The organism is Pseudomonas sp. UW4, from assembly GCF_000316175.1.
In the GTDB taxonomy this organism is placed as follows: Bacteria; Pseudomonadota; Gammaproteobacteria; order Pseudomonadales; family Pseudomonadaceae; genus Aquipseudomonas; species Aquipseudomonas laurylsulfatiphila.
Genome location: NC_019670.1, coordinates 6,128,282 through 6,141,268, shown reverse-complemented (window position 1 = coordinate 6,141,268; position 12,987 = coordinate 6,128,282). Strand labels below are relative to the sequence as shown.

The 12,987-nt window shown below is 58.7% G+C and carries 13 protein-coding genes and 1 pseudogene; 6 read left to right on the top strand and 8 right to left on the bottom strand.

The window, feature by feature from the left end; all coding sequences use genetic code 11:
* Positions 1–193 precede the first annotated feature (193 nt).
* Positions 194–1,378, top strand: coding sequence for a C17 cyclopropane fatty acid synthase CfaB (gene cfaB, locus PPUTUW4_RS27400; protein WP_015097425.1), 1,185 nt, complete (start codon positions 194–196; stop codon positions 1,376–1,378).
* On the opposite strand, the gene cls is transcribed toward cfaB, so the two are convergent.
* Positions 1,375–2,814, bottom strand: a complete 1,440-nt coding sequence (cls, locus tag PPUTUW4_RS27395) for a cardiolipin synthase (protein ID WP_015097424.1) — start codon at positions 2,812–2,814, stop codon at positions 1,375–1,377. The two genes, cfaB and cls, sit on opposite strands and share 4 nt — an antisense overlap.
* Positions 2,815–2,946: 132 nt before the next feature.
* Between cls and PPUTUW4_RS27390 the strand changes: the two genes are divergently transcribed.
* Positions 2,947–3,468 carry a DUF3617 domain-containing protein gene (locus tag PPUTUW4_RS27390; protein ID WP_015097423.1) on the top strand — a complete coding sequence of 174 codons (522 nt, stop codon included), beginning with the start codon at positions 2,947–2,949 and terminating at the stop codon, positions 3,466–3,468.
* A 43-nt stretch (positions 3,469–3,511) separates the two neighbouring features.
* On the opposite strand, the gene PPUTUW4_RS27385 is transcribed toward PPUTUW4_RS27390, so the two are convergent.
* The 4 genes and pseudogenes from PPUTUW4_RS27385 to PPUTUW4_RS28560 form a co-directional block, all read right to left on the bottom strand.
* On the bottom strand, positions 3,512–4,444 hold the full coding sequence (locus tag PPUTUW4_RS27385; protein ID WP_015097422.1) for a His/Gly/Thr/Pro-type tRNA ligase C-terminal domain-containing protein: 933 nt from the start codon (positions 4,442–4,444) through the stop codon (positions 3,512–3,514).
* Between the two features lie 149 nt (positions 4,445–4,593).
* The gene (locus PPUTUW4_RS27380; RefSeq protein ID WP_015097421.1) at positions 4,594–5,154 is read right to left on the bottom strand and encodes a carbonic anhydrase; all 561 of its coding nucleotides are present in this window, start codon (positions 5,152–5,154) and stop codon (positions 4,594–4,596) included.
* Between the two features lie 24 nt (positions 5,155–5,178).
* On the bottom strand, positions 5,179–6,078 hold the full coding sequence (gene folE2 / locus PPUTUW4_RS27375) for a GTP cyclohydrolase FolE2 (RefSeq protein ID WP_015097420.1): 900 nt from the start codon (positions 6,076–6,078) through the stop codon (positions 5,179–5,181).
* A 101-nt stretch (positions 6,079–6,179) separates the two neighbouring features.
* Positions 6,180–6,284: pseudogene (locus PPUTUW4_RS28560) on the bottom strand (glutamine synthetase); the annotation flags it as partial.
* Positions 6,285–6,387: 103 nt separating this feature from the next.
* On the opposite strand from PPUTUW4_RS28560, the gene zigA reads away from it, so the two are divergent.
* Positions 6,388–7,593, top strand: coding sequence for a zinc metallochaperone GTPase ZigA (zigA, locus tag PPUTUW4_RS27370; protein ID WP_015097419.1), 1,206 nt, complete (start codon positions 6,388–6,390; stop codon positions 7,591–7,593).
* Between the two features lie 15 nt (positions 7,594–7,608).
* On the opposite strand, the gene PPUTUW4_RS27365 is transcribed toward zigA, so the two are convergent.
* Positions 7,609–7,965 carry a hypothetical protein gene (locus PPUTUW4_RS27365; protein ID WP_041474970.1) on the bottom strand — a complete coding sequence of 119 codons (357 nt, stop codon included), beginning with the start codon at positions 7,963–7,965 and terminating at the stop codon, positions 7,609–7,611.
* A 27-nt stretch (positions 7,966–7,992) separates the two neighbouring features.
* On the opposite strand from PPUTUW4_RS27365, the gene PPUTUW4_RS27360 reads away from it, so the two are divergent.
* Positions 7,993–8,964 (top strand): CobW-like GTP-binding protein, encoded by a 972-nt coding sequence (locus PPUTUW4_RS27360; RefSeq protein WP_015097417.1) that lies wholly within the window; start codon positions 7,993–7,995, stop codon positions 8,962–8,964.
* 4 nt (positions 8,965–8,968) lie between these two features.
* On the opposite strand, the gene PPUTUW4_RS27355 is transcribed toward PPUTUW4_RS27360, so the two are convergent.
* Entirely contained in the window at positions 8,969–9,382 is a 414-nt protein-coding gene (locus PPUTUW4_RS27355) for a DUF3301 domain-containing protein (RefSeq protein WP_007971681.1), read from the bottom strand.
* A gap of 119 nt (positions 9,383–9,501) precedes the next feature.
* On the opposite strand from PPUTUW4_RS27355, the gene pdxY reads away from it, so the two are divergent.
* Positions 9,502–10,374 carry a pyridoxal kinase PdxY gene (gene pdxY, locus PPUTUW4_RS27350; protein ID WP_015097416.1) on the top strand — a complete coding sequence of 291 codons (873 nt, stop codon included), beginning with the start codon at positions 9,502–9,504 and terminating at the stop codon, positions 10,372–10,374.
* Between the two features lie 63 nt (positions 10,375–10,437).
* Here the strand turns inward: pdxY and PPUTUW4_RS27345 are convergent, their stop codons facing one another.
* Complete coding sequence (locus PPUTUW4_RS27345; RefSeq protein ID WP_007971685.1) at positions 10,438–10,920, bottom strand: acyl-CoA thioesterase; 483 nt, start codon at positions 10,918–10,920, stop codon at positions 10,438–10,440.
* A gap of 286 nt (positions 10,921–11,206) precedes the next feature.
* Here PPUTUW4_RS27345 and PPUTUW4_RS27340 point away from each other — a divergent pair, with 286 nt between their 5' ends.
* Positions 11,207–12,970, top strand: a complete 1,764-nt coding sequence (locus tag PPUTUW4_RS27340; RefSeq protein WP_015097415.1) for a cation:proton antiporter — start codon at positions 11,207–11,209, stop codon at positions 12,968–12,970.
* Positions 12,971–12,987 lie beyond the last annotated feature (17 nt).

The following is a 12,987-nucleotide window of genomic DNA, read 5'->3' as shown; positions in this document are numbered from 1 at the left end:
TACGCGTCTTCAAATTTTTAGAACTGTGGGCGTGGTGTGTAGTCATTGGAAGTGAGGGCACATCATTTTGTGCGTTCGCGGCGGTCGGTTCTGGCGTCGCGAATCATTGAAAACGGCGATTAATTCGATAGCCAGCTATTTTTCAAGGATGGTCTACCCTCTGATCAGACGTCTGAAACAAGGGGGATTCTCCATGCTCGCGCAACTTCCACCGGCCTTACAGAATCTGCAGTTACCGCTTCGCCTGAGACTCTGGGACGGCCATGAATTCAATCTGGGGCCGACGCCCAGCGTCACGATTGTGGTCAAGGACCCACAAATGGTCTCCCAGTTTACCCATCCAAGCCTGGATGCCCTCGGCGCTGCTTTTGTCGAAGGCAAACTGGAGCTCGAAGGCTCCATCAGCGATGTGATCCGCGTCTGTGATCAATGGAGCCAGGCGTTGCTGGACGAAGACGATGACAATCAGCCTGTTCGTAGCATTCACGACAAAGATACAGACGCCAAGGCGATCTCCTACCACTACGACCTTTCCAACGCGTTCTATCAGCTGTGGCTCGACAGCGACATGGCGTATTCCTGCGCGTACTTCGAGACCGGCAGCGAAAGCCTCGAGCAGGCCCAACAAGCCAAGTTCCGTCATTTGTGTCGCAAGCTGCGCCTGCAACCCGGCGAATACCTGCTGGATGTGGGGTGTGGTTGGGGCGGATTAGCGCGTTTTGCTGCGCGAGAGTTTGGCGCGAAAGTGTTCGGTATCACCCTCAGCAAGGAGCAGTTGACCCTGGCCCGGGAGCGCGTAAAGGCGGAGGGCCTGGAAGATCTGGTGGAACTGCAACTGCTCGACTATCGAGATCTGCCGCAGGATGGCCGTTTCGACAAAGTGGTCAGCGTCGGCATGTTTGAGCATGTCGGCCACGCCAATCTTGCCGAGTACTGCAATACCTTGTTCGGCGCGGTGAAAGAGGGTGGACTGGTGATGAACCACGGGATCACCGCCAAGTACACCGATGGCCGTCCGGTGGGGCGCGGTGCCGGTGATTTCATCGGGAAATATGTGTTCCCCAACGGCGAGTTGCCGCACCTGTCGATGATCTCTGCGCAGATCAGTGAGGCCGGGCTGGAAATCGTCGACGTCGAAAGCTTGCGCCTGCACTACGCCCGCACACTTGATCACTGGAGCGAACGCCTCGAAGACAATCTCGAAGCGGCTTCCAAACTGGTACCGGAACAAGCCCTGCGCATCTGGCGGTTGTACCTGGCTGGTTGCGCCTACGCGTTCGCCCGCGGCTGGATCAACCTGCACCAGATTCTCGCCGTGAAGACCCACGCCGATGGCAGTCATGAACTGCCATGGACCCGGGACGATATCTACCTTTAAAGAATCGGCGAAATCAGCCGGGCGACCCGCATGCCGAGCTGCTGCAGGCGGTGGGTCTCCCGGCCTTCTCCTTTGGCGATTTCGTGGGCGTTGGCGAAGTCATCATTGAGCATCTGTTCCACCTCGGCGGCAAAGGCACTGTCGACGGTCAGCAACATTACTTCGAAATTCAGCCGGAACGAACGGTTGTCCAGGTTGGCGCTGCCGATGGCGCTGATTTCTCGGTCGATCAACACCACTTTCTGGTGCAGGAATCCGGGCTCGTAACGGAACACCCGCACACCGGCGCGCACGGCTTCGAAGGCGTAGAGGCTGGAGGCGGCGTAGACGATTCGATGGTCGGGTCGAGACGGCAACAGCAGCCGCACATCCACACCCCGCAGGACCGCCAGGCGCAACGCTGCGAACACGGCTTCATCGGGGATGAAATACGGGCTGGTGATCCAGATCCGTTCCGTCGCCGCATGGATCGCTTCGACAAAGAACAGAGAACAGGTTTCGTAGGCGTCTGCCGGCCCACTGGCAAGCAACTGGCACAGTACGCCGTCTTCCGGATAAACCTCGGGCAGGATCAGTGGCGGCAGGGCATGAGCCACCCAGAACCAGTCTTCAGCGAAAGACTCCTGCATGCACGCCACCACTGGCCCGCGCACTTGCACGTGGGTATCGCGCCAAGGGGCCAGGGGCGGTTTCTCGCCCATGTATTCATCACCGACGTTGTGCCCGCCAACGAAGCCGAGAATACCGTCCACCACCACGATCTTGCGATGGTTGCGGAAGTTCACCTGAAAGCGATTGAACCAGCCACTACGGGGGCCAAAAGCCTTGACCTCGACCCCGCCATCACGCAAGGCCTGCACGTAGCCGTTGGGTAGGGAATGGCTGCCGATTCGGTCATACAACAGATAGATCGCCACGCCTTCGGCGGCTTTTTTCAACAGCAAAGATTGCAGGCGTTGGCCGAGGCGGTCGTCGTGGACGATGAAAAACTGGATCAGCACGGCCTCTTTCGCCTGGCTGATGGCATCGAAAATGGCCTCGAACGTCGACTGGCCGTTGATCAGCAGCCGCGTCTGGTTATTGGCCAGGCAGGGCATGTTTCCGAGCTTGGGCATCGCTCTGAGTGAGGCGTAGGCAGAAGAGGCGCGGGCGGTGAGGGCTTCTTCTACCCAGGGTCGCCAGTTGAGTTCGGAAACAGCCTTGCGCATCTCCTCGTTGGCCTGCCGCCGCGCCTTGATGTAGCCATCAAAGGTGCTGCGGCCGAACATCAGATACGGGATCAGCGTGAGGTATGGGATGAAAAACAGCGACAGGGCCCAGGCGATCGAGCCTTGGGCGGTACGGACGGTCAACACGGCGTGGATGGCCGCGATCATGCCCAGCGTGTGCAGCAGGGCGATGGTATAACCGAAAATATGCGGTCCGAAATAATCCATGGGGGCTGCCTTGCTCCTGAAGATTCAGTGCTTAACAGACCATGTTCCGTGCAGAATGTCGCTAATTAATTGGCCCCTGAACCGAAGCCTGCGGCTGACGTCTAACGGCCACTACTGATCAGGAGTTACTCGATGAACGTTCGTCTGCTGAGTTTGGCCATGGCACTGGGTTTGGCACTTCCTGTGGCGGCTCACGCGCAAATGCTGCAACCGGGATTGTGGGAGCTGACCACGAGCAACATGAAGGTCGATGAGCAGAATATGCCGGACCTGCAATTGATCCTCGGTCAGCTCCAGAGCCAGATGACCCCTGAGCAGCGTGCGCAGCTGGAAAAGCAGGGGATCACCATGGGGGGCAAAGGGATCCGGGCGTGCCTGACGCCTGAGCAGGTCAAGACCGATGACATTCCGCTGACCGATCCGCAGTCGGGCTGCAAGCAGGAAATCACCGACCGCTCAGGCAATCAGTGGAAATTCCGCTTCAGCTGCCCGAGAGCCCAGGGCGCAGGCGTGGCGACATTCCTCAGCGACCGCGAATTCACCACCAAGGTCAACGGGACGTTCAACGCCACCGGCATTCAACAGAAGGGCAGCCTTGAATCCCGCGCTGTCTGGTTGGGGCAGGATTGCGGCACGGTGAAGCCGAGAGCTTAAGAGCTTCGCGAGCAAGCCCGCTTCCACACTGGATCTGTGTCGTTCACAAATCCAGTGTGGGAGCGGGCTTGCTCGCGAAGGCGTCCATCCAGTCTCCCTGGATCCCCGGCTGGCTCAACCACTCACACGCCGCCTCGACAGCCATCCGGCCAAAATCCTCCCCCGTGCGGCTGCGCACACTGACAAACCCCCCGGCCTGTTCTTTTTCGCCGACCACCACCAGGTACGGCACGGTCCGGCTGTGCTGGCGAATCTTGAAACGGATTTTTTCGTTGCGCAGGTCGGCCCTTGCGCGCACACCCCTTTGGCGCAAGGATTCGGTCACCGTTTGTGCATAAGTCGCCTGGCGGTCGTCCATGCTGACGACGACCACATGGGGTGGAAGGCTCCAGTGCTGCAGCTCCTGATGGCTGGACCAGCATGTGCCGTAGATCCGTTGTTGCAACGTGCCGCTGATGTGATCGAGGGCGAACGCCTGCAAGACTTTGGTGGTGGGGACGTGCGGTCCATGGCTCTGGTATTCGGTGTCCCCCAGACGGTACATCGACGCCTCTTCGCGCGGTGGCCGACGGCGGATCGAGTGATTGGTAGCTGCCAGTGACTGCATGCGCGCTTCGATGAGGGGCAGGTCTGCCGGAGTCAGCGGTCGCTCGACGACAAATTCGTAAAAGAAGCCATCACCCAACTCCCTGCCCGCGCGCATTTGTGCATGCGGGTGGAGTTGCTTGACCGCCATGGCCAGCATCAATGCACAGGAGCGGCGCAGGATCTCCAGTCCGTCCGGCTCGCGGGGGGTGACAATGCTGACCCGGGCATCCGCTTCGATCATGTATTCGCAGTCCACCAATACACCATCGACCCGGCCCGCTACGGCCGCGCTGGCCAGTCCGGGGCTGATGCTGGCGGCCAACTCGTGCACGGACAGCGGTTGGTCGAATTCACGCAATGAACCATCGGGCAGAGTGATCTGGATCATGGTCGGCGTACTCAGGTACTGCTAGCGAGCGTTATCGGATAAACCTAGTGCTAATTCCTTGCCGCTGTCATTAAGACCTTTGTCTTACCAGGCAGTTTGTATCGGCGCATTCACCAGCCAGGCATTGCCAATCAGCACGCTGCTCATGGTCAGAACTCGTTTTGCAGGGCTTTGTAGCCGCGCACCAGGTCGACGTTGGTGCGCGCCACGTCTTCGGAAAACTCCGAAGCACTGACGCTTACCGGCGGGAATTGCGAGAGATCGGTGTTGGGGCCGATCCGCATGGTGGAGGGCACGTAGAAGGCTTCAGGCAGGTCACGCCCGTCGACCACCGAGTTGTGTCGTACCACGCAACCGTCACCGACCACGCAGTTGAACAGCACGCTGTTGAAGCCGATGAACACCCGATTACCCACGGTGCAGGGGCCATGCACGATCGAGCGGTGGGCGATGGAACTGAATTCGCCAATGGTCACTGCCGCGCCGGATTTGGAGTGGATCACCACGCCGTCCTGGATGTTCGAGTTGGCGCCGATGGTGATCGGCTGCATGTCGCCCGATTCGTCGACTTCGTCAGCGCGGATCACGGCGTAGGGACCGACGAACACGTTCTCGCCGATCACCACTTTGCCGCAAATGATTGCCGTCTTGTCGACGTAAGCAGACTCGGCAATCAGCGGTAAATCTCCGGATGGATTCTTGCGGATCATGGTTTGCTCAATGCGTTGTACAGGTTATTGAGGTTGTCCCCAGTTGAAACGGGTCTCGGCAACGGCGTCGTGGGCGTGCAGGCTTTCTGCGTGGATCACACGAATGTGGAAGGCATTGATGCCTGTGGAACGTTTCAGGGCCAGATTCAAACGGCGCGCGGCGTCCTCGCAGAACATCAGGTTCTGACCATTGGCCAAGGCGAAGGCCTGTTCGTCGGCGCGTTTTACCGCTGTTTGAACGGCTGTGCCGAGTGCGGCTTCGGCGTCGTTGATGATGGCGATCAGAGGCAGGTTATCCAGGAAATCAGCCAACCGTACGCGCAACTTTGCGCTGCTGCGCTGGCTGTGAGGTGTGGCGACAATGCCGTTCGTGGAGCCCAGCCACGCTAAAACGTCAGCGTGTTGCAGTGACTTGTTGGCGAAATCATCGACGAATTGCTGCTGTATCAACTGTCGAGAAAGGGCCGCGGAGCACGGACAGGTTGAGGAATAAGGCACGTCGATTTTTAGTTCCACGTGGAACATCGTGTTTTTCAAACGCGCTTCGATGCTCACCGGATAGCTTTTCCAGCCTGCCAATGGACTAATCAACGCCCGTCTTTTCAGCAGTACATTGGCGTGAATAGTTAAGTGCGCACTACTGGACAGGCCTTCATGACTCTCAAGAAAACGCTGCAAAACCTGTCGCAATAAAGCCGGTGAAAGGCTTTCCTGCTCCAGCAATTCAAGCGCCAGATAGAGCCGTGACATGTGAATGCCGCGCGCATTGCCATCGTCGAGGCTCACGCCGGCATCAGCCTTTGCATTCAGGCGTTGGCCATCAAACAAAACGGGAAGAGCAATGCCGCACATGCCCACCCACTCCAGTGGCAGGGCTTGGCGTGAGGCCTGCGCGGCGATATCCGGCAGAGTCAGCGCATTCATGAGCAGGTCCATCGTGGGAGTTGATTTGTCATGTTATAGTATAACAATAAAGTCGACGATGCTTTTTTCACGGATGGGTCTTCATTGAAAAACGGGCAGGCCTAACAGCCAGTGATCCGGTTGCAGGTGAACTTCGCGCTGCTGCCACCGGAGCTGGAAAACCGGTTGATCGTGGTCCAGCCGACGCGCTGGTTGTAGCCAACCCAGGTTACCCGGCCGGGCAAGAGGGGATGGTATATTTGTATTGTTACAGTATAACATTGTGTGAGCCCGATACAGCGACCGGGCATCCCTGTGAGGAATATGCAGATGTCCAACCGACTCCCCGTGACCGTTCTCTCCGGCTTTCTTGGCGCCGGAAAAAGTACACTTCTTAATTACATACTACGTAATCGCGATGGTCTGCGGGTTGCAGTCATCGTCAACGATATGAGCGAAATCAACGTCGATGGCACCGAAGTCCAGCGTGATGTCAGCCTTAATCGGGCTGAAGAGCGGTTGGTGGAAATGAGTAACGGGTGTATTTGCTGTACGTTACGTGAAGACTTGCTCGAGGAAGTGAGTCAGCTCGCCAGGGATGGCCGCTTCGACTATCTGCTGATCGAATCCACCGGCATTTCCGAACCGCTGCCGGTGGCGGAAACCTTCACCTTTCGCGATGAAAACGGCCAGAGCCTCAACGACATCGCACGTCTCGACACCATGGTCACGGTGGTCGACGGCATGAACTTCCTGCTCGATTACCAGGCTGCCGAAAGCCTGGCCTCCCGGGGAGAAACACTTGGGGAGGAAGACGAACGTTCGATTACCGATCTGTTGATTGAGCAGGTCGAGTTCGCCGATGTGATTTTGCTCAGCAAGATCGACTTGATCAGCAGCCACCAACGGGAGGAATTGATCGCCATCCTCGAGCGGCTCAACGCCCGGGCGGAAATCATTGCGATGACGATGGGCGAAATCCCCTTGGATAAAATTCTCAACACCGGTCGTTTTGACTTCGAAAAGGCTGCCCAGGCGCCGGGATGGTTGCAGGAGTTGCGCGGGGAACACGTGCCGGAAACCGAAGAATACGGCATTGCTTCCAGCGCTTACCGGGCACGTCGACCGTTCCATCCGCAGCGTTTCTTCGACTTCATCGACGGCCCCTGGGAAAACGGCAAGCTGTTGCGTTCAAAGGGCTTTTTCTGGCTGGCGAGCAAGCACATGGACGCCGGCAACTGGTCCCAGGCCGGTGGATTGATGCGCTATGGTTTTGCCGGACGCTGGTGGCGTTTCGTACCGAAAAACCAATGGCCGCAAGACGAAGAAAGTACCGCCGGGATCATGAAAAACTGGACCGCCGATAGCGGGGATTGTCGCCAGGAACTGGTGTTCATCGGCCAGAACATCGACTTCACGCAACTCATCGCCGAACTGGACACCTGCCTGCTGACCGATGAGGAAATGGCGTTGGGCGTAGAGGGCTGGCGTTTGCTGCCTGATCCATTCGGCCCTTGGTACGAAGAAGTTGCCTGATCCTCTGATGGCGCTTCATGGCTTGAGCCAGGTGCCCTGGCTCTGGGCCTCGCAGTACGGCTGCAAATATGCCGCGTCGGTGGCAACGCCGTAATAGTGAATATCCTGGCGGTAGGGCATATTGGCGACTTGGGCGTTGCTGCAGATGCCAAATGCGCCGCCGGGGCATTGATCGACATACTGCACATCGACTTTCTGCCCCGCCAGGTTCGGCTGGCAGAAACCATCGGCGAAGAGTTTTGGCGGGATGTTGCGGTTCTGCTGGCAAACCTGGACATCAAGCCGCTCGGCCTGGCTGTGAACCACGCAGGCCTGGGCCAGCGCCTCGCCTGAAACGAGTGCCAGGAGCAACGACAAGCCAATCAACCGCATCCACTACCTCCTCAGAAATCATCGACCATGCTGCAGAATATCCCTACTCATGTCATTGCCGGTCCGTTGGGCGCCGGCAAGACCAGCCTGATCAAGCACCTGTTGGCCCAGCGCCCGGCAGGCGAGCGGTGGGCGGTGTTGATCAACGAGTTTGGCCAGATCGGTCTCGACGCTGCGCTGCTGACCCGGGACGCCGATGGTATCGCACTGGGTGAAGTGGCCGGGGGCTGCCTGTGCTGCGTCAACGGTGCACCCTTTCAGATTGGTCTTGGGCGCTTGTTGCGCAAGGCGCAACCGGATCGGCTGTTCATCGAGCCCTCGGGGCTGGGGCATCCGGCGCAGTTGCTCAGGCAATTGAGCGAAGCGCCGTGGCAAGGCGTGTTGGCTGTTCAGCCTTGTGTGGTGGTGCTGGACGCCCAGGCGCTCGCCGCTGGCAAACCGTTGCCGGATGCACAACAGCAAGCCCTGAGTCATGCGGGACTGTTAGTGCTGAACAAGTCCGAAGGTCTCGAGGAAGACAGTCGCCAGCAAGTCGCCGCGCTATTGCCGCCGACGCCTCTGTGCTGGACGCAACAGGCGGTTTTACCCTTGAGGGAGCTGCCGGGGCTGAACGCCAAAGCGCAGGCAGGTGTGGATAACTTCGTTTTGCCCAAGGGATTGGCGCAGCTGCCGGCGGTCTGGAGCGATCCTGCGTTACCCATTTGCTTGAGTCAGCAGCAGGACGGAGGCTGGAGCATCGGATGGCGTTGGCACCCAAGCCAGGTATTTGATGCCGCGCTGGTTGGCCAGTGGCTTGAAAGCCTTGGCTGGAGGCGGGCGAAGCTGGTTATCCACAGTGTCGACGGATGGATATCGGCAAACGCGGTGGATAACTCGGTACTGGACTGGCGGTCCAGCGAATGGCGGCAGGATTCGCGCATCGAGCTGATTTTCAGTGAGTCCCGAGATGCAGAACTGTTGCAGAGTGAACTGGCTGCGTGCCGAGCCGAATCGGCTTAACGGCTCACGGCCGCCACTTGGTATGTTCCTGGCGCCACTGGCTCAGCTCGATCACTTCTGCTCGAGGCTTTACCACATCGACCACCGGTTCGGTTTCGTCGAACGGGACCGGGTAGGGCGCCAGTTCAATCTGTGCGCTGTGCGCGCCGAACTGGGTGATGGTGCCGTTGTGGCGGGTTTCGCCGGTCACGGTGAATTCGAAGTTATACACACGGGCCAGGCGTCGCCGACCACTGGCATCCCTGATGAACGCGATTCTTTTCAACGCCACGTTGCCGTCCAGCAATTCGATCCCGAGCTTGGTGCAATGCTGCTTGACCCGCTCCAGCGCGCGCTCGCGCAAGCCGTGGTTGTGCCATAGCCATGCGCCGGCAGTGGCGAACAGCATCAGCACGAATATATTTCCAAGGGTCAGCATCAACAGGGTGCTCCAACAAGATAGTGTCAGCTTAACTGCGTCGCTGGTCTGTCGTACAGGCTGCGTTTAGTCGCATACTGCGCGGCTAGAATTTCAATCGTTTTACGGAAATCCACCGCATGAAACGTACACCGCATTTGCTCGCTATCCAGTCCCACGTGGTATTCGGTCACGCCGGCAACAGTGCCGCGGTTTTCCCGATGCAACGGGTCGGGGTGAATGTCTGGCCGCTCAACACCGTGCAGTTCTCCAATCACACCCAGTACGGTCAATGGGCCGGTGAAGTGCTGGCGCCGCATCAGATACCTGAGCTGGTCGAGGGTATCGCGGCGATTGGCGAGCTGGGCAACTGCGATGCGGTGCTCTCCGGTTACCTCGGCAGTGCGGCCCAGGGCCGGGCGATCCTGACGGGTGTGGCGCGGATCAAGTCGATGAATCCCAAGGCACTGTACCTGTGTGACCCGGTCATGGGGCATCCGGAGAAAGGCTGCAGTGTTCCGGCGGAAGTCAGTGATTTTCTGCTGGAGGAGGCCGCCGCCGTAGCGGACTTCATGTGCCCGAACCAGCTGGAACTGGACAGTTTCTCCGGGCGCAAGCCGCAATCGCTGTTCGATTGCCTGGCCATGGCGCGTGCATTGCTGGCGCGCGGCCCGAAAGCGGTGCTGGTCAAGCATCTGGACTACCCAGGCAAGTCGGCAGAGGTCTTCGAAATGCTGCTGGTGACGGCCGAAGGCAGCTGGCATTTGCAGCGCCCGTTGCTGGCGTTCCCGCGTCAGCCGGTGGGCGTTGGCGATCTGACGTCCGGGCTGTTCCTGGCACGTGTGCTGTTGGGTGACAGCCTGGTGGCCGCGTTCGAGTTCGCGGCGTCGGCGGTGCATGAAGTGCTGCTGGAAACCCAGGCCTGTGCCAGCTACGAGTTGGAACTGGTTCGGGCTCAGGACCGGATTGCCCATCCGCGGGTGCGGTTCGAGGCGACCTCGATCAGCCTGTAGTCCATTTACAGTAAAAAGATCGCAGCCTGCGGCAGCTCCTACAACAGGCGGCGATCTTTTGCTTCAGGCGTCGCCCTTGATCTCCTGATAACGCTTTTCCAGTTCCTGGCGAATCTGCCGGCGCTGCTGGGCCTGGATGAAGCGGCGCTTGCTCTCGCTGTTGTCCGGTTGCAGCGGCGGTACCTGGGCAGGTTTACGCTGGTCATCCACCGCGACCATGGTGAAGAAGCAGCTGTTGGTGTGGCGCACCGAACGCTCGCGAATGTTCTCGGTCACCACTTTGATGCCCACCTCCATGGAAGTGTTGCCGGTGTAGTTGACCGAGGCGAGAAAGGTCACCAGTTCGCCGACATGGATCGGCTCTCGGAAAATGACCTGGTCCACCGACAGGGTCACCACATATCGGCCGGCATAACGGCTGGCGCAGGCGTAGGCCACTTCGTCGAGGTACTTGAGCAGGGTGCCACCGTGAACATTGCCAGAGAAGTTGGCCATGTCTGGGGTCATCAATACCGTCATCGACAGCTGGGCGTTTCCGGGTTCCATAGCATTCTCACGGGTCAAGGCCAGGTTTGAGGGATGCACCTCTGCGGGTGCCTCGGCGGTTTTTTCAAACCAACAGTTATCGGGACGCCGGGTGCGGAGTCGCCGTCACGCCGGATCGATCTGTTTCCATATATTGCACCGCCTTTCTGCCAGAAGTCGCGGTGTTACCCTGCAAAAAGCCCGGAGACAGGGGTATTTCCTACGCGCAAAGCAGACTTTTGCTCGGCTTGATCAGACCATTCCTGCGTCTGTGAGTCGGGCAACTTCAATCAGGGAGCCGCTCGCCATGCATGCCATCAGTTTCATTCAGGATCTGGCAGTGATCATGTTGATCGCAGGTGTGGTGACCGTGGTTTTTCATCGCCTGAAACAACCGGTGGTGCTGGGCTACATCGTCGCCGGTTTCATCATCGGCCCGCACACCCCGCCATTCGGCCTGATCCATGACGAAGAAACCATCAAGACCCTGGCCGAACTCGGGGTGATATTCCTGATGTTCTGCCTGGGCCTGGAGTTCAGCCTGCGCAAGTTGTTCAAGGTCGGTGCCACGGCCTTCATCGCGGCATTCCTGGAAATCGTGCTGATGATCTGGATCGGCTACGAGATCGGTCGCTGGTTTGACTGGAACACCATGGATTCACTGTTCCTCGGCGCGATCCTGGCGATTTCCTCAACCACCATCATCGTCAAGGCACTCAATGATCTGAAGTTGAAGAACGAGCGGTTTGCGCAGTTGATATTCGGTGTGCTGATCGTCGAAGACATTCTGGGCATCGGCATCATCGCGCTTCTGTCCAGCATCGCCGTCAGTGGTACGGTCAGCTCCGGCGAAGTGTTTTCTACAGTGGGCAAACTGTCGCTGTTCATGATCGTCGCATTAGTCATCGGCATTCTGTTGGTGCCGCGGTTGCTGGCCTACGTGGCGAGGTTCGAGAGCAACGAAATGCTGCTGATTACCGTGCTGGGCCTGTGTTTCGGCTTCTGCCTGCTGGTGGTCAGGCTTGAATACAGCATGGTCCTCGGCGCGTTCCTGATCGGCGCGATCATGGCTGAATCCCGGCAACTGCTGAAAATCGAGCGCTTGATTGAACCGGTTCGAGATCTTTTCAGCGCGATTTTCTTTGTCGCCATCGGGCTGATGCTCGATCCGGCGATCTTGCTTCAGTACGCCTGGCCAATCGCCGTAATCACCGTAGCCGTGGTGCTCGGCAAGATGTTGTCCTGCGGTCTTGGTGCATTTATCGCCGGTAATGACGGACGCACCTCGCTGCGGGTCGGGATGGGTCTTTCACAGATTGGCGAGTTCTCCTTCATCATTGCTGCGCTGGGCATGACGTTGCAGGTCACCAGTAACTTTTTATACCCGGTGGCTGTAGCGGTGTCGGTGATCACGACCTTGCTGACGCCTTATCTGATTCGCGCGGCTGATCCATTGTCGATCAAGCTCGCGGGCGTCATGCCGGAGCGTCTGGGACGGGTGTTGGGGATGTACGGCGAATGGCTGCGCAGCATCCAGCCACAGGGCGAGGGGGCGTTGCTGGCGTCGATGATCAGGAGGATTTTGCTGCAGGTCGGGGTCAACCTGGCATTGGTGATCGCGATTTTCTTCTCGGGCGCGTACTTCGCCGAGCGCATGTCGGCTTACGTGCAAGGCTGGATCAGCGATCCGAGCTGGCAGAAGGCATTGATCTGGGGTGGGGCGCTATTGTTGTCGCTGCCTTTTTTGATTGCGGCATACCGCAAGCTCAAAGCCCTGTCGATGTTGCTGGCGGAAATGGGCGTCAAGCCAGAGATGGCCGGGCGCCATACGCAGCGAGTGCGCAGGGTGATCGCCGAAGTGATCCCGATCCTGTCGCTGCTGGTGATCTTTTTGCTGTTGGCAGCCTTGTCGGCCAGTATTCTGCCGACCAACAAGTTGCTGGTACTGATTGCCGTGGTCGCGGCCGCCGTGGCGGCGCTGCTGTGGCGCTGGTTCATTCGTGTGCATACGCGGATGCAGGTGGCGTTGCTGGAAACCCTTGAAAATCACAAGGAGTCGTCCGGGCATTGACCACCCAGCGGCGTTGA